Raw genomic sequence first — 24375 nt, 5'->3', positions numbered from 1 at the left:
GGGCCGCTCCGTGACGGTGCGGCCCCAGGGTGACGGACGGTCAGTCCTCGTGCCGTCGGCGCGGGATCAGCAGCAGTCCGGAGACGCCGCACAGCACCAGCGTCGTGGTGGCCAGCAGCCCGACGGGGATGCCGTCCATGGTGCCGGTCTGCGCCAGCGCGTCGTCCGAGGACGAGGCCGACGAAGACGACGAGGACGACGAGGACCCGGTCGCCCCCGAGGACCCCGACGTGCCCGACCCGCCGGAGGACGAGGCGGCGGAGGCCGAGGCGGAGGCGGAGGGGCTCGCGGACGACGAGGCCTCCGTGACGGTCAGCGGCACCTGGACCATCTCCTCGGTGGCGGTGATGAAGACCGCGATCACACAGGCGCCCGCCTTCGCGGTGCAGTCCGCGCCTCCCGCCGTCGCCTTGACGGTGATCCTGACGGTCGTGGCGTCGTCGGAGGAGGCGTGCCAGACGCCGTCGGCGTCGGTCTTGCCGACGTACGCGGAGTCGGCCGAGGTGTCGCAGTCGGTCGGCCCGGCCGGATCGGGCTTGCACAGGCCGAGCGGCGCGAAGGACTGGCTCTTGCTGAGTCCCTTCGCCGAGACGGTGACCGTGTCGCCGACGGCGAGCCCGGTGGTTCTGCTGACGGTCAGGACTCCGGCGGCGGCCGCCGGATGGGCGGTGAGCAGGGCGGTGCCGGCGGCCACCGCCCCGGCACAGGCCAGGGCCGTGGACCGGCGGTTGACGGTGCGCATCAGGGAGTACCTCCAGAGCGGGAGAGCGGGACGGGGCCTGGGCGGTGCGGGAGCAGGCCGGCCGCGGCGCACAGCACGACGGCGGCCAGGGACAGGGCCCACAGCACGGTCGAGGGACCGTCCCAGCGGGAGTCGTCCGACGACCGGGCCGCGGCGGAGGTCTCGGCGTGCCCCTCGCCGGACGGCTCGCCGGCGACGGTCCCGCCCTTGAGGCCGATCGGGACGTTCACGGTGTTGGCGGGGCGGAGCGCGGCCGGTGTCCCGGTCGGCAGCGGGGAGACCCCGACGACGCACTGGCTGGTGCGGCAGTCGGTGCCGGCGACCGTGCGCCGGACCGTCAGGGTGACCGTGGGCAGGCGGCCCCGCGCGTCGATGTTGACGAGCGCGGCGCCTCCGGTGAGGTCGCAGTCCGTGTTGCTTCGGTAGCCCTTCTTGCACAGTCCGACGGCGACCGAGGTGAGCCCAGGGCGGAAGCCCTCGCCGGTGACGGTGATGCGCTGGCCCTCGGTGAGCGCGGTGGCCTGCGAGACGGTGACGGTGGCCCCTGCGCTGTCGGCCTCCGCCACCGTGACCGGGCCGAGGAGGGCGAACAGCGGCGGTCCGCTCAGCGCCAGGGCCGCGACGAGGCGCCGCGGACGGGTCCGGGGCCAGGAGGTCATACCGGTTTCCTTTCGTGGAGAGGCGCCGTGCCGTGGGCGTCGGGGCCGCCGGACGCGCCCGGTCGTCGGGCCATCGCGTCGGCGGTGGACCGCTCGGGCCGGCGCGGCGCGCGTGCGGGCCTGCGTTCGGTGAGGTCGAGCGGCCTGCCGCCGAGCGGGACGGCCGCGCTGCCCGCGGTGGCGACCAGGACCGTCGTGCCGTGGTCCGCGATCCGGCGGACGAGCCCGGCCACTTGGGGATCCTCGGCGAGGGCCGCCGCGGCCGGGTCGGTCAGGTCGAGGAGCAGCAGCCGGGGCCGGGCGAGCAGTGTCTGCGCGAGCCCGAGGACGCAGCGCTCGGCCGGTCCCAGGTCCCGTGGCCGGCTGTCGAGCCGCTCCGCCAGGACCGGGAACGCGGCGAGCGCGGCCCTCAGCAGGTCCTCGGCGCGTCCCGGGCCGTGCTGTGCCACGGCACCGCGCAGCGCGTCACCGACCGTGCGGTCCGAGGCGACCTGCGGCAGCAGGCCGGTTCCGGTGGCGTCGACGGGGTCGACGGCGGCGGACAGGCCCAGCAGCCACCGGGTTCGGGCGGGGACGGCCCGTACGTCCTGGCCGTGCAGCCGGTATCCGCCGCGGGCCGGCCGGTCGCGCCCGGCCAGGACCCGCAGCAGCGCGGCGGCCCGCCGCCCGTTCCGCTCGTCGCGCAGGACGAGGACGTCCCCGGGCCGGGCCGTCAGCCGCAGCCGCCGGACCTCGACGCGCCCGCCGCGCCGTACCGTCAGGCCGTGCACCCGCAGCAGCGGTTCCGCCCGCTCCTCCGCTCCGCCGTACGCACGGCGGTCCGCCCGGACCAGCAGCACGGTGGCGGCCAGCGGCGGCCAGGCGCAGAGCGTGAGCGCGTCCCCCGCGTCCACGAACCGTCCGAGACCGGACAGGACCCCGATCCCGGCGAGCGCGCCGAGCAGGGTCCACGCGGCGGTCGCCGTACGACGACGGTCGTCGAGGCGCCGGTCCAGCGCCCGCCCGGTGAGCGCGGCGCAGACCAGCAGGGCGCAGAGGGCCACGGTCAGCCGCACCGCTCCGCCGGCGGTCGCGAGGGCGAGCAGCGCGGCGCAGGCGGCCGCGAGCGACAGCGCGGCGGACCGTCGGCCGCCGTTCCGGCCGGGGAGCGCCGCGAGCAGGTACAGCAGTGCGGCCCCGCCGGCGGCGACGCCGATCCGCCCGGCCGGTTCCGCCCCCAGCAGCTCGAAGCGGAAGGTGAGGAAGTCCTGCGCCGCGAGGCCTCCGGCGCCCACCGCGAACCCGAGGGCGGCGAAGGCGGCGGAGCCCGTGCGGTGCCGGTCGTCACGACCCGCGATCGGGCCGGTGTCAGCCCCGGGCAGGGCGCCGACGTGTCCGGACTCCGACTCCGCCCCGGCGAACTTCGCCCCGGCGGACACCGGGCCTGCGGATCCGGTCCCTGCGAGGACCGGGCCTGCGGACACGGGGCCTGCGGACACCGGGCCAGCAGGCACCGAATCCGCCGGCACCGGATCCGCGCGCACCAGATCCACGGAAACCGATTCCGCGGGCACCGGTTCCGCGCGCACCGGGTCGCGTCGGAACGCGGCCGGTGCCGTCGCGAGCGTGGCGGTCGCCGCGCATGCCAGGAGCGCGGTCGCCGGGCGGTCCGGGAGCAGGGCGCTGGTCGCGCCGCTCGCGGCCAGGCCGGTCAGCGCGGCCGGGTACCAGGCGGGGCCGGTGCGGATGGTGAGGGCGGCGGCACCGAGGGGGGCGGCCAGCAGGACCGCGGCGCACAGCACGGCAACGCCGGGCAGCGCGCCCGCGAGGGCGATCAGCAGGCTCGCGGCGAACACGCAGCGAGCCGCGGTGCGGGCGGAGAAGGGGCGCTCGGGGCGCCGGCGGGCGCGGCAGCCGGTGAGCGTCAGGGCCCCGAGGGCGAGGAGCACGCCGGTGAGCAGGACGTAGCGGACGGCCGCCCCGGGCATCCCCACGACACCGCCGAGCTGCTGTGCGCCGAGGACGAGGGCCCCCGGCACCAGTCCGGTGGCCGCTCCGGCCGCGGCGCCCCAAAGGGTGGCCGACGAGAGGCGGTTCACCGGTCTCCCCCGGCCTCGGCGGAGCCGACGGGCGCGGTGTCCGGTGCGGGAAGGTGGGCCAACAGGGTCTCCAGGGCGTCGAGTCGCGCGGCGTCGACGAGGGCCGGCCGGCCGGAGAGCGTCCGCAACAGGCCCTCCAGTCCGAGAGGTTCGCCGAGAGGTTCGCCGAGAGGTTCGCCGACCGGCCGGGGGGTGAGGGTGGTGAGCAGGGTGTGCAGTCCCTCGGCGGTGACGGGGACGGCGGCCGGGGCGGGGACGGTCGCCGGGGCGGGCGGCGGGACCGGCGCGGGCGGCCTGTCGAGGCGGCGGCGGACGGCCCGGCCGACGGCGAACACGGTGAGCAGGACCGAGGCCCCGGTGACCGTGATCAGGCCCCACGGGTAGAGGTCCGTGGCGACGGTGAACGAGCGTGTGCCGTACCGGCCGCCGACGGAGTAGCGGCCGAAGGCGGCCAGCGGCATGGCCATCGGGACGCGGTAGGTGGCCTGCGCGCCCGGTGCCAGCGGTGCGGTGAGCGGGGCCGCGACGTCGGTGTCGGCCCGCGCGCCCGCTCCCCAGCGGACCCGGAGGGGGGTCCGTCCGAGCGTGGCGTCACCGGTGTTGCGCACGGTGACGACGAGGGTGCGGTGGGGCCGGCCGCCGAACAGCTCGGCGAGCCCGGGGCGTCCGGTCAGTTCGGCGTCGACGACCGTCACCTCGGGGGCCCTGGTGTCCGGGGCGGGCACCTTCCGTTCGGGGACGCCCTCGATCCCGACGCCGACCGTGGCGGTACGGCCGCTCTGTCCTCCGGTGGTCGCGCGGACCACGCACGGGCAGTCGGCGGGCGGGCCGCCGGCGACCAGCGCCAGCCGGAAGGTGCCGTCGGGGGCCACCAGGGCGACCGCACCCCGGGTGGTGTCGCAGTCGGAGCTGCCGTGGACGGCCCGCGCCCCGCACACCTCGGCCTGGACGGTGGCGCCGACGGGCCAGCCGGTGCCGCTGACGGTGACGGGGCGGCCGGGGACCAGCCGGGTGTCGTCGACGGTGACGGCCTGGCCGGCGGCCGGGACGGGCACCGTGGCGAGGGCGACGAGGGCGAGGGCGCCCAGGACCGGGGCGAGCAGCCGGTGGGCCGGGGTCGGGGCCGGGGCCCGGCGGTGGGTCATGTGTGCTCCAGCGCGAGGGTGCGTCGCCGTCGCCGCAGTTGGGATCCGGCGGCGGCGGACAGGATCGCGGCGGCGGCCACGACCGCGAGGGTGGGCCAGGACAGGGCCAGCCGGTGGGCCCGCGCGGTGGTGGCGGGTGTTCCGGTGCTGCGCACGGTGACCTTCGCGGTGAGCAGGTCGACGGGCGGGGCGCGGCCGATGCCGACGCTGAGTTCGGTGTGCTGGCCGGGCAGGATCAGGGGCAGGGAGCGGGTGCGGCGGCCGATGTCGCGGCCGAGGAGTCCGCTGACGGCGATGACGGCCCTGCCCTGGACCGGGGTGTTCCCGGTGTTGGTGACGGTGTAGCGGACGGTGACGCGCCCCTGGCCGAAGGGGGCGCCGTCGGGCGTGTGGTCGAGGTGCACCCCGCCGACCGACAGGCCCGGGGTGAGCGGGCCGGCGACGGTGAGCTCCAGGCGGACGGCGATGGCCCGCTGGATCCTCACGTCCACTCCGGAGCCGGTGGTGCCGGCGCCGCGCAGGGCGTTGTCGAGGGCGACGATGCCGCCGGTGTGGGTGCCGGGGGTGGCGTCCTCGGGGACGGTCACGGTGAACGGGATGTCGGCGGCCCGGCGGGAGGGGATGACCAGGGCGTTGGTGCCGAGCTTCACCCAGACCCCGATGTCGTGCTGGGCCTCTCCCGCCTGGCGGTAGGCGAGGCCGCCGTCGCGCGGGGTGTTGTAGGCGTCGGCGCCGTAGACCTGGAAGGAGATGGGCTCGGTGGAGAGGTTGCTGACGCGCACCGAGTCGTGGACGACGGTCCCGGGCCGGGCGTCGAGCCGGAAGGCCGTTCGGGTGTCGGTTCCGCCGGCTGCGCCGCTCTTGTCGCTGGGCTGCACCGACCAGGCCTGCGCGGTGCCGTCCGCCGCGGCGCCGGGCGCGTGGAGCCAGCACAGGGCGGTGGTCAGCACCGCGCACACGGCGAGCCGGGCCGCGCGGACGGCCGTACGGCCGCGGACGCTTGGGCGCATCGGTCCTCTCGGATCCTCGGGCGGGCCGTGGGCCCCGGCGGGCGGGGCGCTCGGCGGACGGCGGTGTCCGGCGGTGCGGGGGAAGAGGGCGGGCCCGCCGGGCGCGTTGCCCGGGGGCCGCCGTCCGGAGTCCGGTCAGGACAGGGTCAGTCGCAGGACGGCCGCGTACTGGCCGCGTTGGGTGATGGCCGGGACGGTCAGGTCGAGCGCGGCACCGGCGTCGAAGTCGCCGCCCGTCACGGCGGTGGGGTCGTCGTCGGCGGCCTGGGTGCACAGGGGCGCGGCGGTGGTGGAGCTGAGGGCTCCGGCGCCGCCCGGGGTGACGGTGGAGGCCGCGGCGGCGCCGGTGTGGACGGCGCAGGTGGGGGTCCAGGACAGGTTGCTCGCGGGCAGGGTGGCGCCGGCCGCGTCGGTGAAGTCGGTGACGGTGCCGACCAGGGACCAGCCGCCGGTGCCGCCGCGGAAGTCCTTGACCTCGACGGAGTTGAGCGCGCCGGTGGAGGTGTGCGCGGTGCCGTCGACGGTGACGGGCGAGAGGGTGACCTCGCCGGCCTGCTGGGCCATGGTCAGCGCGCCGCCGCTGACGACGACCTTGAGGGTCTGTTCGGCGCTGCCGCCGTCGGTGGTGGCGGTCCAGCCGGCCTCGGCGGAGTCGGCGGCGGTGCCGTCCTTCTCGGTGGCGACGACCTTCACCGTGGCGGTGGTGGGGGTGAGGGTGGCGGTGAATCCGCCGCGGGCGTCGACGGGTGCGGTGAGGGTGTCCCCGACGGCCTTGCCGTCGGCGTCCACGCCGGTGACGGTGACCTCGTCGCCGGGGTCGAAGGAGGCTCCGGTGACGGTGGTGGTCGTGCCGGGTCCGCCGCCGGCGGGGCTGAGCTGGAGGGAGCGGGTGCCCAGCACGCCGAGCGGGACGGTGGCGCTGAGCGAGCCCTGGGTGATGACCAGGCTGTGCGGGCCCGGGGTGGCGGCGGCGCCGATCCCGACGGTGCCGGAGAGGCCGCCGCCGGCGTCGACGGTGAGCGCGGGGGTGAGCACGTCGTCGGCGCAGGCGGTGGTTCCGTCCAGGGCGCAGAGCCGGACGCCGTCGACGGGTTCGCCCGCCGTCCAGCCGCTGCCGCCGAGGGTGACGACGTCGCCGCGGCGGGCGCCGGTGGTGTCGGCGGCGGGGCGGCCGGAGACGGACTCGACCGCGGCGGTGGCGCTGCCGGTGCTGTCGTCGGTGGCGGTCACCGTGCCGAGGACCGGGGCGCTGCCGGTGACCGTGCAGGCGATGGACAGGCCGTAGTTGGTGATGTTCAGCGTGATGTCGCCCGGGGCGAGTTCGACGGTGCCGGGCTGGGCGACGGTGAGTTCGCCGGTGAGGTCGGGGATGGGGATCTCGGCGTAGGCGGCGACGGCGGCGTTGGCGGCGGGTGCGCTCACGGTGACCGGGTCCTGGCCGGAGACGGAGACCTTCGCGGAGACGGCCACGGTGTTCGCGGCGAGCGCCACGGGGCCGTTGGCGGGTCCGTCGGCGAAGCTCAGGGTGACGTCGACCGGGGTGCCCGCGGTGGTGGTGGCGTCGGCGGTGAGAGTCGCCGTGGTGCTGAACACCGAGTGGGACGAGGCGAACACGCAGTCGTAGGTCACCGCGGCGCTGCCCGCGAGCGCCGGGGTGGCGCCGCCGAGCACGAGTGATCCTGCCGCCGCGACGACCAGGGCGGCGAGCGACGCCACCGTGCGGGACGAACACGGTGAGATGGTCTTGGCTCTCATAGCGGGAAGCTGCCCTCTCCGTGGTGAGAGTGTTTCCCATAAGGAAACAATGTTCCGAAACAGTGCCTCACATGGAGCCACCACCGCGACCCACTGTCAAGGCGCGGGCGGGTCACGACCCGTAAAACCCCTGTTTCCAAAGGGCGTCGGCAGCATCACCTCACAGGGAAACACTGGACCGCACAGGGAAACAAAGCTCTTGACGGGGCCGGACCGCGCTCCTAGGGTCTGGGCGACAGCGGCCCCTCGCCGCGGCCCCCTGGAGCCCGCATCCGAAAGAGGACGCCATGAGTTCCACCGCCGAACCCGAACCCGTCCCGCGGGCGGGCTGGACCGGCCGCTTCTACGAGGACTTCGCCCCCGGCGACCTCTACGAGCATCCGCTCGGCCGCACGGTCGGCGAAGCGGACAACACCTGGTTCACGCTCCTGACGATGAACACCAGCCAGGTGCACTTCAACGAGCAGTACGCCGCGCGGGGCGAGTTCGGGCGCCCGCTGGTGGTGTCCACCCTCACCCTCGCCATCGCCGTCGGGCAGAGCGTCACCGACCTCAGCCAGAACGCCTTCGCCAACCTCGGCTGGGACGACGTCCGGATGAGCGCGCCGGTACACGCGGGCGACACCCTGTGGTCGGAGTCGCTGGTGCTCTCCAGGCGCGAGTCAGCCTCCCGCCCCGAGGCCGGCATCGTGACCGTGCGCACCCGCACCATCAACCAGCACGGCACCGAGGTCTGTTCCTTCCGCCGCACCTTCTACGTGCACAAACGGGGCGCCCAGGCGCTCGTGGGCATCCGGCCGCGCCCCGCCACCCCCCTGACGGCGGCACCGGAGCCCGCGCGCCCGCGTCCCGCCTCCGCCGTCCGGACCCCCCGGCCGTGACCGCGTCCGTGCCGCTCCGGCTCGGCTACGCCCCCTGGGGCGCGGATCTCGCCGAACTCACCGCCGCCGGACGGGCCGCCGAGGAGGCGGGCGCCGACACCGTGTGGGCCTCGGAACTGCACCGCAGCGCGACCGTCACCGCCGCCGCGCTGGCCTGCGCCACCACGACCGCCCGGGTGGGCACCGCCGTCGCCCTGGCCTTCGTCCGCTCCCCCATGACCTGCGCCCTGGAGACCCTCGACCTCGACGAACTCTCCGACGGCAGAGCGGTGCTGGGCCTGGGCACCGGGGTGCGACGGCTGAACGAGGAGTGGCACGGTGTGCCCTTCGACCAGCCCGCCCAGCGGCTGCGGGAGACCGTCGAGTGCGTCCGCGCGTTCATCGCGCACTGCGCCGACGGAGAGCCCATCGAGGCCGGCGGCGCTCTCACCGCCCTCCGCGTCCGCGGCTACCGCCGTCCGCCGCCCCGCCGCACCCGTGTGCCCGTGCACCTGGCCGCGGCGGGCCCGCTGACGACCCGGCTCGCCGGTGAGATCGCGGACGGCTGGATCGGCCACGAACTGGGCTCCCCCGCCCACCTGCGCGACACCGTCCTGCCCGCCCTCCACCGCGGCCTGGAGCGGGCCGGGCGGTCCGCGGCCGAGCTGGAAGTGGTGGCCTCGGCCTGTGTGTCGGTGCACCCCGATCCGGCCGAGGCGCTGCGCCGGGCAGCCGGGAACGTCGGCTTCTACGCCTCCGTGCGCACCTACGCGCCGCTGTTCGCGGCGCACGGACTGGCCGGGCCGCAGCGCGCGGTCGCCGAGGAGTTCCGCCGCCCGGGCGCCCGCGCGGGCGGCCTGGCGGTCGCCGTGGACCCGGCGATGACCCGGGCCCTGACCCTGTGCGGCACCCGCGACCAGGTCGCCGAGCGGCTCGCCGGGTACGCGGGGGCAGCCACCAGCCTCAAGCTCACCCCGCCCGTGCACGGCCTGACGCCCCGGGAGATCCGGGAGTCCCAGGCCCATGTCCTCGACCTCGTCCGGGAGTTGCGCCGATGACCTCCAGCCTCTCCCCCGCCGGTCCCTCCCCCGCCGGCCCGCGTCCGCTCCAGGACGTCCGGGTGATCGCCGTGGAGCAGTACGGCGCGGGGCCCTTCGGCACCTGGCATCTCGCCGAACTCGGCGCCGAGATCGTCAAGATCGAGGAGCCGTACTCGGGCGGTGACGTCGGCCGCTACGTGCCGCCGTACCAGGAGGGCGAGGACTCGCTCTTCTTCGAGACCTTCAACCGCGGCAAACTCAGCGTCGGCCTCGACCTGGCCGCGCCCGCGGGCCGCGAGGTCTTCGAGGACCTGGTCCGGCACAGCGACGCCGTCTACTCGAACCTGCGCGGCGACGTGCCCGCCCGGATCGGCATCACCCACGCCGACCTGCGCCACCTCAACCCGGCCGTGGTGTGCTGCTCGCTCAGCGGCTTCGGCCTGACCGGTCCGCGCGCGGCCCAGCCCGGCTACGACTACATCCTGCAAGGGCTGGCGGGCTGGATGGACCTGACCGGCGAACCGGGCGCGGCCCCCGCCAAGTCCGGCCTGTCGCTGGTCGACTACTCCGGCGGCTTCGTCGCGGCGCTGGCCCTGCTCGCCGGGCTGCACGCGGCCCGCCGCGACGGCGTCGGCTGCGACTGCGACGTCTCGCTGTACGACACGGCGATCGCGATGCTCACCTATCCGGCCGTGTGGCACCTGACGGCGGGTCACACACCGGAGCGCACCCGGCACTCCGCCCACCCCTCGCTGGTGCCCTTCCAGGCCTTCGAGGCGGCGGACGGCTGGCTGGTCGTCGGCTGCGCCAAGGAGAAGTTCTGGCGCCGTCTCGCACCGCTGCTCGGCCACCCGGAGTGGGCCGAACCGGGCCACCCCTACGCGGACTTCGCGGGCCGACGGGAGCACCGTGCCCGGCTGATAACGGAGTTGGAGTCGCTCTTCGCGGTGCGGACGGTCGCCGAGTGGACCGGCCTGCTCACCCCGGCCGAGGTGCCCTGCGCGCCGGTGCGCACGGTGGCCGAGGCCTTGGCCGATCCGCACACCGAGGCCCGGGGGCTGATCGCGGAGAGCGACCATCCGCGGTTCGGCACGGTGCGCGCCCCGGCCAGCCCGGTCCGGGTCGGCGACCGCCCCTCCGGACGGCGGCCACGCGCCCCGCACCGCGGCGAGCACACCGACCCCGTCCTGCGCGACCTGCTCGGTTACGACGACGACCGCATCGCGGCCCTGCGCGCCAAGGGAGCCTTCGGTGACTGACACCCCCCACCCCCCGCACCAGACCCCGACGCCGACCCCAACGCCGCACCCAACCCCAACCTCGGCCCCGCCCCCAACCTCGGCCCCAACGCCGATCTCAGCCCCAGCCCCAGCCCCGCACCCGCACCCGCACCCGCACGACCATCACCACGGCCACCACCAGCGCCCCGACCCCTGGGACCAGGCACCCGCGGCCGTCCGAATCGCCCACTGGGCCGCCGACCTCACCCCCGCCAAGATCCCCAGCGTGGTCCGGCGCGCGCTGTGCCGCCAGCTGCTGGACGGTGTCGGCTGCGTGCTCGCCGCCGCCCGCACCGGCCGGGCCGCGCCCGCGCTCACCGTGGCCGCCGCGCTCGGCGGCCCTCCGGAGGCCGTCGTACCGGGGCTGCCCGAGCCCGTCGGCGCACCGGCCGCGGCGCTCGCGCTCGGCGCGCTCGTCCACGCCCTGGACTACGACGACACCCACCCGGCCGCCCTGGTGCACGCCACCGCGGCCGTCCTGCCCGCCCTGTTCGCCCACGGCCGGTCCGTCCCGGCGGCCGGTCCGGCCCTGCTGACCGCCGCCGCGGCCGGGTACGAGACGGCGCTGCGGATCGGGCTCGGCGCCCCCTACCGGTTCCATGCCCGCGGCCTGCACGCGACCCAGGTCGCGGCCGTCTTCGCGGCGGCCGTCACCGCCTCGGTGCTGGACCGGCGGCCGGCCGCGACCGTGGCCCACGCGCTGGGGATCGCCGGCAGCAGCGCGGGCGGACTGCTGGAGTTCCTGGACACCGGCAGCGACACCAAGACCCTGCACCCCGGGCTCGCCGCGCACGCAGGACTGGTCGCGGCCCGGCTCGCCGCGGCGGGCGCCGAGGGTCCCGCGACGGTCCTCGAAGGACGTCACGGCGTGTACGCGTCCCTGGCCGGACATCCCGTCACGGCCGCCGACATCACGGGCGACCTGGGCGAGATGTGGCACGTCAGCGCCGTCGAGAGCAAGCTGCACCCCTGCTGCCACCTGCTGCACCGCACCCTGGACGCGGCGGCGGCGCTGCGGGAGCGGCTCGCGGCGCACGGCGGGCCGGAGGCCGTGGCGTCCTGCGAGGCGTGGATGGCGCCGGGCAGCGTGCCCGTGGTCTGCGCACCGCGCGCCCACCGGGTCGCCCCGCGCACCCGCTACGAGGCGAGGTTCTCGCTGCCGTTCACCGTCGCCCTCACCCTGCTCGACGGCGCTCCGGCCCACGACGGCGACATCCCCACGGCCGACGAGCGGCCGGACGCGGCCCGGCTGGCGGCGCGCGTGACCCACACCGTCCGGCCGTACGACGGTCCCGACGCCGAGGCGCCCGGGGTGCTGCGCGCCCGCCTGCACGACGGGCGGGTGCTGGAGGCCCGGGTCGACGGCGGCCCCCTGCGGCCGCCGGACACGGCACGGGTCGTCGCCAAGTTCCACGCCAACGCGGGCGGCGAGACCGCCGCGACCCGCGAACTGGCCGACCGTGTGCTGCACCTGGACCGCGAGGACGGCCTCCACACCGTCCTGGACCTGACGGCCGCGATCGCCACCGGCCCATCCTCGCTGGAGCACCGCACAGCCCCGTCCGCACCGGACCACCGCACCGACCCGTCATCGCCCTGCCACCGCTCCGGCCCGTCCGTGAACTCCGCATCCGGGAGCCCTAGTTGAGTCACACCCACGCCCCGCCCGCACCCCGGGCCGCGGTCACCGTCCTGGGCCGTGGCCCCGGACCCGAGCGGCAGGCCCGCGCGGCCTACGGCGCGCTGGCCGCCCGTCTGGCCGTCCGTCTGGCAGACGGCGTCCGGGGCGTGCGGCTCACCGAGTTCGTCACGGCCGGCGCCCCCGAGGCGCACCCCGCGCTGGCCGTCGCCCGAGCCGCCGCCCTGCCGGCGGCCGACGCCGCCGTACGGACCGTCGTCGTGGACTCGCTGCCCGACCCCGGCGCCCTGCTCGCCGTACGGGCCGAGCCCGCGCGGTCCGGGGACGCGGCGTTCGACGCAACGGTGCGGCTGCCGACCGTGCTGCCGCTCGACGCGCACGGCGGCCTCGTCCGCCCGGGCGACTTCACCGCGCAGTACGCCCACTGCCTGACCACGGCGGACCGGCTGCTCAAGAGCGCGGGGCTCAGCCTGGACCACGCGGTGACGACCTTCGACTACACCACTCCGGCGACCCGTCGCGCCTATCCCGCGTGCGCGGCGCCCCGGCGTGAACTCCTGGGCGGTGCAGGGGTGTTCCCGGGCGCCGGGGGCATCCTGATGAACCGGCTGCACGCCCCGGGGGTCCTGGTGGCGCTGGACGTCACCGCCTCACGGCACCCGCTGACAGCGGTGAACCCCGGCTGGAGCCGCTACGACACGCTCACCTACTCCCCCGGTGTACTGGCCGGGCGCACCCTGCACATGTCCGGCTTCGCCGCGCTCGACATGGAGACCCAGCGGGCCCTGCACCCGGACGATCCGGTCGCGCAGAGCGAGACGGTGACGCGGGCCGTGCTGGAGGTGGTGGGGGCGGCGGGCGGCGGACCGGAACACCTGGTGGCCGTGGAGGAGTACCTGTGCCCGGCCGCCGTCCCGGGCCGGGCCGCCGTGGCCGCCGCGCGCTCGCGGGTGCTCGGGCCCGCCGCGCGGCCCGAGGTGACCTCCGTGGGCTGCGCGGCCCTGCTGCGGCGGGAGTTCCTCACCGAGGTGTTGCCGACCGCGCTCCTGCCCGCCGCCCCGGCGGGACCCCCCGAGGAGGGAACGCGATGACCGTCCTGCTCACCGACGCGCTCCGGGCGAGCCTGACCGGGCGCACCGCCGTCTACACCGCGCCGGAGGAACTGGGCCGGGCGGCGATCCGCTACTTCGCGCTCGCCACCGGCAACACCGATCCGCTGCACCTGGACCCGGAGTACGCGCGCGCCCACGGCCACCCGGACGTGGTCGCCCCGCCCACCCTGGTCTGCGAGACCAACCAGTACGCGGGCCTGCCGCCGGACGAGGACGGCTACCCGGGCCACACCTGGGGCATCGCGCTGCCCGGCACCCGGACCGTGCGCGGCGGCAACTCCTACGCCTTCCACCGGCCGGTGCGCCCCGACGACCGGATCACCGCCACCTGGACCCTGGTGTCGGTCGTCGAACGCACCACCGGGCAGGGGCTGCCGATGCTGGTGGTGACCTCGCACTGCGCCTACACCGCGGACGGCGAACTCCTCGCGGAGAACGAGGAGACCGTGCTGCACGTCGCGCTCCCGCCCGACGAGGTGAAGTCCTCGTGACCGGACCCCAGTTGCTGCCCGGAGCGGTCGTCCCGCCGCTGCGCCGCGACTTCCCCCTCACCCGGCTGGTGGCCTACGCGGGCGCCACCTGGGACTGGCACCGGCTGCACTACGACACCGCCTACGCGGCCGAACGCGGGCTGCCCGCCCCGGTGGTGGACGGGCAGGTCCTCGGCGCGCTGCTCGCCGAGCAGCTCCAGCGCTGGCTCGGACCGCAGTGTGCGCTGCGCACGCTGCGTTTCCGGTTCGCCCAGCCGGTGTTCGCCGGTGAGAGCGTGCTGTGCACCGGCCGGGTGACCGCGGTCGACGGCGCCCTGGTCACCGTGGAGCAGCGCATCGAGGTGACCGGCGAGCGCCCCCGCACCGCGGTGTCACGGGCCGGGGCCACCCTCACGCTGGCCCCGCCGCCGGGAAGCCGGGCGTGACGGCGGCGATCGTCGGCGCGGCCACCTCCGACCTCGGGGTGACCGGGATGCCCGCGCTGGCGCTGCTCGCGCAGGGCGTCACCCGGGCCCTGGCCGACGCCGGGCTGCGGCTGTCCGACGTGGACGGTCTGGCCACCGCGGGGACCGGCCGCTTCGCCGCCACGCAGGCCGCCGACTACCTGGGGCTGCGTCCGGCCTGGACCGACTCCACGTTCGCAGGCGGCAGCGCCTTCGAGATGTACGTGGCCCGGGCCGCCCAGGCGCTGGCGGCCGGACAGTGCCGTACGGTCGTCATCGCCTACGGCTCCGACCAGCGCTCGGCGCGTCGGCGGTCGCTGGCCGGGCCGTACGACCCGACGGCGCCCGAGGCGCAGTTCGAGGCGGCGGCGGGTCCGCTGTTCCCTGCCTCGCACTACGCGCTGGCCGCGCGGCGCTATCTGCACGTCCACGGTCACGACCGGCGGGCGCTCGCCGAGGTGGCGGTCTCGGCGCGGGCCTGGGCGCTGCTGAACCCGGAGGCGTACCGGTACACGGCGGGTCCGCTGAGCGTGGCGGAGGTACTGGCCGCGCCGATGCTGTCGAGCCCGCTGTCCACCGCCGACTGCTGTCTGGTCACCGACGGCGGCGGCGCGCTGGTGCTCACCACGCCGGACCGGGCCCGCGAACTGCCCAACCACCCGGTCCTGGTGCTGGGTTACGGGGAGGCCACCGCCCACACCGGCTCCGCCGGACCGCGCGACCTGCTCGACACCGGGGCGGCGGCGTCGGCCGAACGCGCCTTCGCCCGTGCCGGGTTGGGTCCGTCCGAGATGGATCTCGCCGAGGTCTACGACTCGTTCACCATCACCACCCTGCTCTCCCTGGAGGCGCTCGGCCTGTGCCCGCCCGGCGGCGCCCCGGAGCTGGTCGCGGACGGCGGCACGGGTCCGGGCGGCCGGCTGCCGGTCAACACCTCGGGCGGCGGACTGTCGTACGGCCATCCCGGGATGTTCGGGCTGTTCCTGCTGATCGAGGCGGTACGGCAGTTGCGCGGCGGGTGCGGGGAGCGTCAGGTCGCCGGGGCGCGGACCGCCGTCGTGCACGGCACCGGCGGGATCCTGTCCACGCACGCGACCGTGGTCCTGGCCCGGGACGACGCGCGATGAGTGCCGCGGCCGACCGTCCCGCGCCCGCGGACGCCGTGACGGAGCCGTACTGGCGGGCCACCCGGGCGGGTGTTCTCACGGTGCAGCGCTGTGCGGACTGCGGGGCGCACCAGCATCCGCCGCGGGTGCTGTGCGCGGGCTGCGGGGCCACCGGGTCGCTGGCCCAGGTGCCGGTGCGCGGTCCGGCGGTGCTCGACAGCTACACCACCGTGCACCGTGCACCGGACGGCCGCCCGGTGCCGTACACCCTGGGCCGGGTGCGGCTCGCCGAGGGGCCGGTGCTGCTGGTGCCGCTGCTCGGGGCGCCGGACGGCTTCCGCTGCGACCAGCCCGTGCGGCTCGTCTGGCTGCCCCTGCCCGACGGGCGGCGCCAGCCCGCCTTCACCCCGGCGCCCGAAGCGCCGCCCGCCCGAACGGAGCCGTGACCCGTGGACTTCGACCTCACCCCCGAGCAGGACCTCTTCCGCCGCACCCTGCGCGCCTTCGTCACCAAGGAGATCGAACCCGTCGCCCGGGAGTGGGAGGCGGCCGACCGCTATCCCGCGGAGATCGTCGAGACGATGCGCACGATGGGCCTGTTCGGGCTGACCGTGCCGGAGGCGTACGGCGGCCTGGCCGTCGACATGGTCTCCTTCGCCCTGGTCTTCGAGGAGATCTCACGCGGCTGGATGGGCATCGCCGGGATCCTCGGCTCGCACGCGCTGGCCTGTCTGCTGATCGCCCGGTTCGGCGACGAGGGGCAGCGGGCGCGGTGGCTGCCCGGCATGGCGAGCGGAGCGTGCCGCAGCGGCATCGCCCTGACCGAACCCGACGCGGGCACCGACCTCCAGGGCATCCGCACCACGGCCCGCCGCGAGGGCGACACCTACGTGGTGACCGGGGCGAAGACCTGGATCACCAACGCGCGGCACGCGGGTCTGCTGCCGGTGCTGGTGAAGACGGATCCCGGGGCCCGGCCCGCCCACCGGGGCATGAGCATCCTGCTGGTGGACACCTCGCTGGAGGGCTTCACCGTCACCCGCGACCTGCCCAAGCTGGGCTACAGGGGCACGGAGACCTGCGAGTTGCTGCTGGACGGGGTGCGGGTCCCGGCCGACTGCCTGCTGGGGCCGGACGAGGGCCGGGGCATGCAGCAGGCGCTGTCGGTCCTGGAGACCGGCCGGATCAACGTCGCCGCCCGCTCGGTGGGCATCGCGCAGGCCGCCCTGGACGAGGCGCTGGCCTACACGGGCCGGCGGCAGGCGTTCGGCCGGCCCGTCCACGACTTCCAGGCGGTGCAGCTGCGGCTGGCCGACCTCGCGACCCGGCTCCAGGCGGCCCGGCTGCTCGTCTACTGGGCGGCCTCCCGCGCCGACGGCGGAGCGCGCGCGGACACCGAGTCGGGGATGGCGAAGCTGTTCGCCTCCGAGACGGCGATCACGGCGGCGCTGGACGCCATGCGGCTGCACGGCGGCTACGGCTACTCGAAGGAGTTCCTGGTCGAACGGCTCTACCGGGACGCCGCGTTGATGAGCATCGGCGAGGGCACCAACGACATCCTGCGCACGGTCGTCGCCCGCGGACTGACCTCCGGCACGACCAGGATCGGGTGACCCGGTGGCGCGTTCCTACCTCTACGTCCCCGCCGACCGTCCCGCGATGCTGGCGCGGGCCCTGGAGCGCGGCGCGGACGCGGTCATCGTCGACCTGGAGGACGCCGTGGCGCCGGACGCGAAGGACGCGGCGCGGCGGGCCGCAGCCGACTGGCTCGCCGGGCTGGACCCCGGTCCGGCGGCCGAGGTGTGGGTGCGGGTGAACCCCGGCCCGGCGGGTCTGGCGGACGCGGCGGCCGTGGTGGCTCCGGCGCTGCGCGGCCTGTGCCTGGCCAAGTGCGAGTCCCCCGAGGACGTGGCGGCCGTGTCGCGGGCGGTGGCCCGGCGGGAGCGGTCGCTCGGCCTGGTGCCGGGCGCGGTCGCGCTCTCACCGCTGCTGGAGTCGGCCGCCGCGGTGCTGGCGGCGCCCGGGATCGCCGCCGCCCCCCGGGTGGCGCATCTCCAGGCGGGCGAGGCGGATCTGCGGGCCGAGCTGGGCATGGAACCCGGCCCCGACGAGCGGGAGTTGCTGCCCGTGCGGGTCGCCCTGGTGCTGGCGTGCGCCGCCGCGCGGGTGGGTCCGCCGGTGGGACCGGTGAGCACGGACTACCGGGACGCGGAGGCGCTCCGGCGTTCCACCCGGGCCCTGCGCCGGCTCGGCTACCGGTCCCGGGCCTGTATTCATCCTGCACAACTCGCCGTGGTGCACGAGGTGTTCACGCCCTCGGCGGCGGAACTCGACGCGGCGCGCGACCTGGTCACCCGTTTCGACGCGGCCGTCCTCGACGGGCGCCCCGTCATCGTCGGCGCGGACGGCCGGATGGTCGACGAGGCCGTGGTGCGCGCCGCCCGCCGCACCCTGGCGGCGGAGCGGCGTGCGGCGACCTGAGGGGCGTACGGCCGGGACCGCTCACCCGGGTGCGGTCCGCGCGCGGGTCGCGTCGAGGAGCCGGCGGGCGCAGCCCGGGCCGGTGCCGGGCAGGGCGCGGACGGCCGCCGCCAGGTGTGCGGCGCGGTCGGGGCCGAGGAGCGGGTCGGCGCCCAGCCCGTACTTGGTCTCCAGTTCCCGCGGGGTGAGCGGCGCGGACGGGCCGCCGCGGGAGCCCGCGACCCGGTGTTCCCAACGGGCCCCCGTGTGGGTGGTGATCCGCAGGACGGCGCTGAAGGCGTGCGGGAACTCCTCGTCGCAGCGCGGGTCGACGACCACCTCGACGCGTTCGGCGAGCGCCCGGCGGACCGGATCCTCGAAGGCGGCGGGTGTGAAGTCCGCGAGCCGCAGGCCGAGTCCGGGACCGTTCCCGGCGAGCAGGGCCGCGGCGACGGTGTAGGGGCCGGAGAACTTCGCGTGGTACGGGGTGCGGGGCCGGGTCTTGTCCGGCCGGGGCTCGCCGATGGTGCGGCGGGGGGCGGCGGCGACGCCCAGTTCGGCGGTGGCGATGTCGGCCGGGTCGAGTCCGCGGCGGCGCAGCGCGAGCGCGCAGTCGATGCCGGGGTGGGTGAAGTGGTTGGAGGGGTACGGCTTGTAGACGGACCTCGGGTACTGCCAGTGGGCGGCGTCGTGCGGGGTGTCCAGGCCCTGGGTGAGCGGTTCGACGTGCCACCGGTCGCCCAGGTGGGCGGTGAGGAATCCGAAGCGGCCCTCGATCACGGTCGGGGGTCCGGTGACGCCCTCGGCGGCGAGCTGCGCGGCGTGCACCCCGCTGTGCGCGGCCCAGCCGCAGTGCACGCGTTTGACGCTGCCGCCGGTGCGGTTGGCCTCGATCACGCCGGCGCCCATGGAGCAGGCGATGCCGATGGCGTGGGCGATGCCGTCGGCGGGCAGGCCGAGGAGCAGGGCGGCGGCGACGGCCGCGCCGACGGTGCCGCAGATCGAGGTGGCGTGCAGGCCCTGTTCGAAGAAGACGGAGTTGCGCAGGGCCGGGTCGTAGGAGGCCATGCCGAGGCGTACGCAGATCTCGCCGCCGGCCGCGAGCGCGGCGAGCAGGGCGGGGCCGTCGGCGTCGGTCGCCTCGGCGACGGCGAGGGCGGCCGGGAGCACGGCGGCGGTGGGGTGCAGGACGGACGGCAGGTGGGTGTCGTCGAAGTCGAGGGCGTGCGCGAGGGTGCCGTTGACGAGGGCGGCCCGGTCGGCGGGCAGCCGGTCCCCGCCGCCGATGACGGTGGACTCGGTACGGCCGCCCGTGTGCCGGGCGGTGCGCAGAGCGGCCTCGTGGGGTGCGGTGCCGGGCTCCTCCCCGGTGTCCGGGCCGAGCGCCGCGAGGCAGTTCCCGAGGAGGTCGAGGACCCGTCCGGTGGCATCGGCGGCGACGGCGTCGGGAAGCCCGCTCCGGGACGCGGCGGCGAACTCGGCGAGCAGCGCGGCGAGGCCGGGCGGTCGCGGGGAGACGGCAGCGCCCGGAGCGGCGGCCCGGCCCGGGGCACCGGACGGCCGCGCCGCGGGAGAGGGGAGCGCCGCAGGGGACGGCGGCACGGACGCGGACGCGGACGGGGGCGGGGACGGGGAAGCGGCCGGAGCCGGAGACGGAACCGGGGCCGAGGGCAGGGGAAGGGACGCGGACGGAACCGGGGCCGAGGAAGCGGCCGGAGACGCGGACGGAATCGGAGACGGAGACACAGCCGGGGACGGAGCCGGAGCCGGGGACACAGCCGGAGACGCGGACGGAGTCGGGGGCGCGTCAGGAGATGGCGGCGCGGAGACGGACGGGGGAACTGACGGGGGGACGGATTGGGTCGGTGGTACCGCGTCGGCCGGGGTCGCGGATGCGGGCGGGTTCATGCGGGGGCCTCCCCGGTGAGCAGGGCGAGGGGGCGTACCGGGGCGCCGGTGGCGCCGACGAACGGCAGTGGGGCGAGCACCAGCAGGAACTCGGCCGCGCCGGTCGCGGCGAGGGTGTCCAGGCGCATGGTCTCCACGATGTTGATGCCGGCCTCCACCAGCAGGGTGCGGTGGACGGGGAGGGTGGCGTGGCCGCGGCCGGGCGCGATGTGTTCGAAGGCGATGGTCTCCGCGCCGGCCAGGGCGGGCCCGCGGGCGGCCAGCCAGTCCGCGGCCGCGGGACCGGGGCCGGGGGCGCCGTCGCGCTGTCCGGTGAAGCGCGCGGGGTCGGACCAGTGCCGGGTCCAGCCGGTGCCGATGAGGACGGCCTCGCCGGGCAGGACGGTGACGCCGGCGGCCCGTTCGGCGGCTTCCAGGTCGTCCGGGGTGACCTCGTAGCCCGCGGGCAGGACGTCGACGCCGTGCAGGCGGGCCACGTCGAGGAGGACGCCGCGGCCGACGTAGGGCGTGAACTCGTCGATGCCCAGCCGTGCGAAGCCCTCGTGACCCTGCTGCTCGGCGGCGACGAGCCCGCCGTGCAGCAGCCCTCGGTGGGAGACGTGGGCGAGGGCGTCGACATGGGTGCCGACGTGGCCGCCGGTGATGACGATCTCGTTGGCCGCGGAGCCGCCGTCCGCCCGGACCAGGTCGCCGTGGCGGCGGTCCAGCTGGAGCCGGAAGGGCGGGTGGTTGGGCGACTGGGGCATGCCGCGCCGCATGGGCTGGGCGAGGTCCACGACGCGGGCGGCGGTGAGCGCCTGCCAGGGCGGAGGACCGGGGAGGACGTCGCGGGCGCCGGACATGGGGGTCCCTTCGGTGAGGCGGCGGGGGGACGGCCGGGCGGGAGCCGAGCGCGTCGGCGGATCAGATGGTTCCGTCGTCGGCGAGCGCCTTGAGTTCGGCCGCGCTCAGACCGAGCCGGTCCCCGTAGACGGCGGTGTTGTCGGCGCCGTGCGGGCGTCCGGTCCAGCGGATCGAGCCCGGTGTGCCGGAGAGCCGGAACAGCACGTTCTGCATGCGCAGCGGTCCCAGTTCGGGGTCGTCGACGGTGGTGAGGGAGTCCAGGGCCCGGTACTGGGGGTCGGCGAAGACGTCGCGGATGTCGTACACGGGACAGATCGCGGCGTCGGCCTCGGTGAAGGCGGTGACCACGGTGTCCAGGTCGCGGGCGGCGATCCAGCGGCCGACGTGTCCGTCGAGGAGGTCGGCGTGGGCGGCCCGTCCCGAACCGGTGGCGAACCAGCCCTCTTCGGTGACCTCGGGGTGTCCGACCAGCCGCAGGACCCGTTCGGCGACGGACTGGGCGGAGGTGGAGACGGCCACCCAGCGGTCGTCTCGGGTGCGGTAGGTGTTGCGGGGCGCGTTGTTGGCGGAGCGGTTCCCGGTGCGGACGGGGACGGTGCCGAGCTGGTCGTAGGCGGTGGCCTGGGGGCCGAGCAGGGTGAGCAGGGGTTCGACGATGGCGAGGTCGACGACCTGGCCCCGGCCGTCGTGGCGTTCGCGGTGCAGCAGCGCGGTCTGTACGGCGGAGGCGGCGACGAGGGCGGCGACGCCGTCGGCGAGACCGAAGGGGGGCAGGGTGGGCGGTCCGTCGGGTTCGCCGGTGACGGCGGCGAACCCGCTCATCGACTCGGCGAGGGTGCCGAAACCCGGCCTGCGGGCGTAGGGGCCGAACTGGCCGAAGCCGGTGACCCGGGCGATGACCAGGCCGGGGCTGGCGTCGTGGAGGCGGTCCGGGGCGAGGCCCCAGCGTTCCAGTGTGCCGGGGCGGAAGTTCTCGATGAGGACGTCGGCCCGTTCGGCGAGCCGGAGCAGCAGGGCGGCGCCGGCCGGCCGGGAGAGGTCGAGGGTGACGGTGTGTTTGTTGCGGCCCAGCATCTTCCACCACAGGCCGGTGCCGTCGCGGGCGGGGCCGTGGGTGCGGGCGGGGTCGGGCCGGCGGGGGTGTTCGATCTTGACGACGTCGGCCCCGTAGTCGCCGAGGACGGTCGCGGCGAGCGGGCCGGCGAAGAGCGTCGCGCAGTCGAGCACGGTCAGTCCGGCGAGCGGTCCGGGCGGTGTCCCGGTCTCGGAGGGGATGTGGGACGGCACAGCGGCTCGCACCCCTTCAGTCCAGCTTGTTTCTCCTTGTGGAACAGCGTTACCAAACGCTAGCATGCGGCACGCTCACACAGAAGAGAAACGACGTTTCCCCAAGGGGAGGCGGGACCGGAAGGCGGTAGTGGGCTTGGCACGCTACGACCTGCTCGTGAAGAACGGCACGCTGGTCCAGCCGTGGACCGGGAACATCCGCGCCGACCTGGCCGTCCGGGACGGTCTGGTGACCGCCATCGGGGACGACCTGCCCTCCTGCGACGCGGCGGAGGTGCTCGACGCGACCGGCAGGGTGGTGCTGCCGGGGGCCGTCGACGCCCACTTCCACCTCGGCATCTACCGGCCGCTCGCGGTGGACGCCGCCGAGGAGACCCGCTCGGCCCTGGCCGGCGGCGTCACCAGCGTGCTGTCGTACTTCCGCACCGGGGAGCACTACCTCGACCGCACCGGGCCCTACGCGGAGATCCTGCCGGAGGTGCTCAAGGCGGTGGAGGGCCGCGCCCACACCGACTACGGCTTCCACCTGGCCCCCATGGACAGCGCGCAGATCGGCGAGATCCCGGCGCTGGTCGGGGAGAGCGGGGTCAGCTCCTTCAAGTACTACATGTTCTACAAGGGGTTCAACCTCGCCGCCGACTCCCGCGACGCCCGCGGGTTCCGGATGACCGGTGAGGGCGAGGAGTACGACCTCGGGCACCTCTACCAGCTGATGGAGGCGGTCGCCGCGGCGGACGCGGCCCGGCCCGGGGGCCGGGTCTCGCTCTCCCTGCACTGCGAACAGGCCGAGCTGATGCGCCTGTTCATCGACCGGGTGCGCGCGGCGGGCGACCCGCAGACGCTGCGCGCCTACAGCGAGGCCCGGCCGCCCCTGACCGAGCAGGTCGCCATCGGAGAGGCCGCCGCGCTGGCCCGCGCCACCGGCTGCCCGGTCAACCTGCTCCATCTCTCCAGCGGCCAGGCGCTGGACGCGGCCCGCGCCGCGCGCGCCGCCGCCCCCGGCGCGGACCTGCGCACCGAGGTGACCCTCCATCACCTCTGCCTCGACCACGAGACCCTGGACGCGGCGGGCACCGGCCTCGGCGGCAAGGTGAACCCGCCGATCCGTACCGCGGCCGACAACGAGGCCCTGTGGGCGGGCGTCCTGGACGGCACGGTCGACTGGGTCGCCTCCGACCACGCCTGCTGCATGGAGGCGAGCAAGGGCGACGCCCTCTGGCCCGCGCTGCCGGGCTTCGGCGGGACGGCGCTGCTCTATCCGCTGCTGCTGTCCGAGGGCCACCACCGGCGGGGGCTGCCGCTGCACCGGATAGCCGAGCTGGCGTCGGGCACTCCGGCCGCCGCCTACGGGCTGGCCGGGCGCAAGGGGTCGCTGATGGTGGGGCACGACGCGGACCTGGTGGTCGCCGACCTCGACGCCGAGCGCACCGTCACCCCGGAACTGCTGCTGTCGGGACAGGACCACTGCCCGTTCGCGGGCCGGACGGTCCGCGGCTGGCCGCGGGCCACCGTGCTGGGCGGCCAGGTCGTCTACCGCGACGGCGAGGTGACCGGCCCGCCGCGGGGCCGCTACCTGTCGCGCTGACCCCGTCCCGCCGACGGGCCGGGCCCGGCACCCGTGGGGGAGGTGCCGGGCCCTTCGCCGCGTTCGTGCCTCACATGCCGTCGCGGCTCCAGTCGCCTCGCGAACGCGAGCGCAACGGCATCGTGGACGGCTGCGGCGACTGGTGCGGCTCGTAGTTCTCCGCCTCACCGCCCCAGTTGATCCATTCCTCGGTCGTGTACCAGTTGATGAGCTCGCCGTCCGAGCGGATGATCCACTCGGTGTCCTCCTCGGCGACGAAGTGGCCGTGCTTCACGAACGGCGGGCGGAAGCAGTAGGTGCCCGGATCGATGTCGCCGAAGTTGTAGGTCATCCGCCCGCTGAGTGTGTAGAACTCCTCGTAGCAGGGGTGGTGGGCCAGCCGGTGGTCGGTCCAGCCCTTCGGGGCGAGGATCAGCCGGGTGTAGAACCCGGTCTTCTCGTCGCGGTGCAGCAGCTTGATGTAGAGCGGGGTGATGGGTCCGACCGTGGGCGCCGCGCTCCACCCGATCGCCCCGGAGTCCCGCAGGGTGACCTCGCCCTCGGCGTCGGCCGCGCGTTCGCCGCCCGCCAGGAAGCCGGCCGGACCGTACTCGCGCCAGTGCAGCAGCCGGCTGCCCGCGTCGACGGAGATCCGCTCCATGGGCACTCCGGCGGGCACCTGGACGTACCCGCCCTCCCCCATCTCCGTCTCCCCGTAGGTGAGACGGCCGGAGAGCACGAAGAACTCGGTGTCGGCGAGGGGGACTCCGGGGCCCCGGGACCAGTCGGTGTCGAAGACGAGGGACAGGGCGCTGGAGCCGTCCTCCTCGTCCGTGCTGAGCCTGCGCTCACGCACCTCGCCCTCGCCGCCCGGCAGTTCGGCCGGGTGCCAGACGTAGTCGTCCTCGTGGATCAGTTCCACATGCGGGCGCACCGCGCCACCGCCTTTCGCT

21 protein-coding genes and 1 pseudogene are annotated in these 24375 nt (G+C 76.0%); 12 read left to right on the top strand and 10 right to left on the bottom strand.

The genetic code is table 11. The features are described 5' to 3' along the window. Positions 1 to 40: 40 nt before the first annotated feature. From ACZ619_RS13305 to ACZ619_RS13280, 6 genes are all read right to left on the bottom strand, one after another. Positions 41 to 742: a neocarzinostatin apoprotein domain-containing protein gene (locus ACZ619_RS13305; protein WP_469597985.1), complete on the bottom strand. Its 702-nt coding sequence runs from the start codon at positions 740 to 742 to the stop codon at positions 41 to 43. Further along, positions 742 to 1401 (bottom strand): neocarzinostatin apoprotein domain-containing protein, encoded by a 660-nt coding sequence (locus tag ACZ619_RS13300; protein WP_469597982.1) that lies wholly within the window; start codon positions 1399 to 1401, stop codon positions 742 to 744. The genes ACZ619_RS13305 and ACZ619_RS13300 overlap by 1 nt, the downstream gene beginning before the upstream one ends. Next, a complete protein-coding gene (locus tag ACZ619_RS13295; protein ID WP_469597979.1) occupies positions 1398 to 3479 on the bottom strand; it encodes a hypothetical protein in 2082 nt (693 codons plus the stop codon). Before ACZ619_RS13295 ends, ACZ619_RS13300 begins: the two co-directional genes overlap by 4 nt. Beyond that, positions 3476 to 4624: a hypothetical protein gene (locus ACZ619_RS13290; RefSeq protein WP_469597977.1), complete on the bottom strand. Its 1149-nt coding sequence runs from the start codon at positions 4622 to 4624 to the stop codon at positions 3476 to 3478. The genes ACZ619_RS13295 and ACZ619_RS13290 overlap by 4 nt, the downstream gene beginning before the upstream one ends. Continuing rightward, a complete protein-coding gene (locus ACZ619_RS13285) occupies positions 4621 to 5634 on the bottom strand; it encodes a hypothetical protein (protein ID WP_469597975.1) in 1014 nt (337 codons plus the stop codon). Before ACZ619_RS13285 ends, ACZ619_RS13290 begins: the two co-directional genes overlap by 4 nt. Before the next feature lie 135 nt (positions 5635 to 5769). After that, positions 5770 to 7389 carry a WxL domain-containing protein gene (locus tag ACZ619_RS13280; protein ID WP_469597973.1) on the bottom strand — a complete coding sequence of 540 codons (1620 nt, stop codon included), beginning with the start codon at positions 7387 to 7389 and terminating at the stop codon, positions 5770 to 5772. Positions 7390 to 7784: 395 nt separating this feature from the next. Here ACZ619_RS13280 and ACZ619_RS13275 point away from each other — a divergent pair. From ACZ619_RS13275 to ACZ619_RS13225, 11 genes and pseudogenes are all read left to right on the top strand, one after another. Then, a pseudogene (locus tag ACZ619_RS13275) lies at positions 7785 to 8270 on the top strand (MaoC family dehydratase); the annotation flags it as partial. Continuing rightward, a complete protein-coding gene (locus ACZ619_RS13270; RefSeq protein WP_469597970.1) occupies positions 8267 to 9307 on the top strand; it encodes an LLM class flavin-dependent oxidoreductase in 1041 nt (346 codons plus the stop codon). The pseudogene ACZ619_RS13275 and the gene ACZ619_RS13270, both read left to right, overlap by 4 nt. After that, positions 9304 to 10548 (top strand): CaiB/BaiF CoA transferase family protein, encoded by a 1245-nt coding sequence (locus tag ACZ619_RS13265; protein ID WP_469597968.1) that lies wholly within the window; start codon positions 9304 to 9306, stop codon positions 10546 to 10548. The genes ACZ619_RS13270 and ACZ619_RS13265 overlap by 4 nt, the downstream gene beginning before the upstream one ends. Before the next feature lie 247 nt (positions 10549 to 10795). Then, the gene (locus ACZ619_RS13260) at positions 10796 to 12217 is read left to right on the top strand and encodes an MmgE/PrpD family protein (protein ID WP_469597966.1); all 1422 of its coding nucleotides are present in this window, start codon (positions 10796 to 10798) and stop codon (positions 12215 to 12217) included. Beyond that, positions 12214 to 13299 (top strand): Rid family hydrolase, encoded by a 1086-nt coding sequence (locus ACZ619_RS13255; RefSeq protein WP_469597964.1) that lies wholly within the window; start codon positions 12214 to 12216, stop codon positions 13297 to 13299. Before ACZ619_RS13260 ends, ACZ619_RS13255 begins: the two co-directional genes overlap by 4 nt. After that, the gene (locus tag ACZ619_RS13250) at positions 13296 to 13811 is read left to right on the top strand and encodes an FAS1-like dehydratase domain-containing protein (RefSeq protein ID WP_469597962.1); all 516 of its coding nucleotides are present in this window, start codon (positions 13296 to 13298) and stop codon (positions 13809 to 13811) included. Before ACZ619_RS13255 ends, ACZ619_RS13250 begins: the two co-directional genes overlap by 4 nt. Continuing rightward, positions 13808 to 14236 carry a MaoC/PaaZ C-terminal domain-containing protein gene (locus ACZ619_RS13245; protein WP_469597959.1) on the top strand — a complete coding sequence of 143 codons (429 nt, stop codon included), beginning with the start codon at positions 13808 to 13810 and terminating at the stop codon, positions 14234 to 14236. The genes ACZ619_RS13250 and ACZ619_RS13245 overlap by 4 nt, the downstream gene beginning before the upstream one ends. Then, positions 14233 to 15381 (top strand): acetyl-CoA acetyltransferase, encoded by a 1149-nt coding sequence (locus tag ACZ619_RS13240; RefSeq protein ID WP_469597957.1) that lies wholly within the window; start codon positions 14233 to 14235, stop codon positions 15379 to 15381. The genes ACZ619_RS13245 and ACZ619_RS13240 overlap by 4 nt, the downstream gene beginning before the upstream one ends. Continuing rightward, the gene (locus tag ACZ619_RS13235) at positions 15378 to 15806 is read left to right on the top strand and encodes a Zn-ribbon domain-containing OB-fold protein (RefSeq protein ID WP_469597955.1); all 429 of its coding nucleotides are present in this window, start codon (positions 15378 to 15380) and stop codon (positions 15804 to 15806) included. Before ACZ619_RS13240 ends, ACZ619_RS13235 begins: the two co-directional genes overlap by 4 nt. Positions 15807 to 15809: 3 nt before the next feature. After that, complete coding sequence (locus tag ACZ619_RS13230; protein ID WP_469597953.1) at positions 15810 to 16973, top strand: acyl-CoA dehydrogenase family protein; 1164 nt, start codon at positions 15810 to 15812, stop codon at positions 16971 to 16973. 4 nt (positions 16974 to 16977) lie between these two features. Then, a complete protein-coding gene (locus tag ACZ619_RS13225) occupies positions 16978 to 17841 on the top strand; it encodes an HpcH/HpaI aldolase/citrate lyase family protein (protein WP_469597951.1) in 864 nt (287 codons plus the stop codon). A 21-nt stretch (positions 17842 to 17862) separates the two neighbouring features. Here ACZ619_RS13225 and ACZ619_RS13220 read toward each other — a convergent pair whose 3' ends face one another. From ACZ619_RS13220 to ACZ619_RS13210, 3 genes are all read right to left on the bottom strand, one after another. Continuing rightward, on the bottom strand, positions 17863 to 19422 hold the full coding sequence (locus tag ACZ619_RS13220; protein ID WP_469597948.1) for an MmgE/PrpD family protein: 1560 nt from the start codon (positions 19420 to 19422) through the stop codon (positions 17863 to 17865). A gap of 302 nt (positions 19423 to 19724) precedes the next feature. Next, positions 19725 to 20570 (bottom strand): cyclase family protein, encoded by an 846-nt coding sequence (locus tag ACZ619_RS13215; RefSeq protein ID WP_469597946.1) that lies wholly within the window; start codon positions 20568 to 20570, stop codon positions 19725 to 19727. A 61-nt stretch (positions 20571 to 20631) separates the two neighbouring features. Then, positions 20632 to 21924: a CaiB/BaiF CoA transferase family protein gene (locus ACZ619_RS13210; protein WP_469597944.1), complete on the bottom strand. Its 1293-nt coding sequence runs from the start codon at positions 21922 to 21924 to the stop codon at positions 20632 to 20634. A 70-nt stretch (positions 21925 to 21994) separates the two neighbouring features. Between ACZ619_RS13210 and ACZ619_RS13205 the strand changes: the two genes are divergently transcribed. After that, positions 21995 to 23443 (top strand): dihydroorotase, encoded by a 1449-nt coding sequence (locus ACZ619_RS13205; RefSeq protein ID WP_469597942.1) that lies wholly within the window; start codon positions 21995 to 21997, stop codon positions 23441 to 23443. A 70-nt stretch (positions 23444 to 23513) separates the two neighbouring features. On the opposite strand, the gene ACZ619_RS13200 is transcribed toward ACZ619_RS13205, so the two are convergent. Next, positions 23514 to 24356, bottom strand: a complete 843-nt coding sequence (locus ACZ619_RS13200) for a DUF4437 domain-containing protein (RefSeq protein WP_469597940.1) — start codon at positions 24354 to 24356, stop codon at positions 23514 to 23516. Between the last annotated feature and the right edge of the window lie 19 nt (positions 24357 to 24375).

It is taken from the genome of Streptomyces sp. NPDC104367 (assembly GCF_055583825.1).
This window is presented reverse-complemented; position numbering and strand designations above follow the sequence as displayed.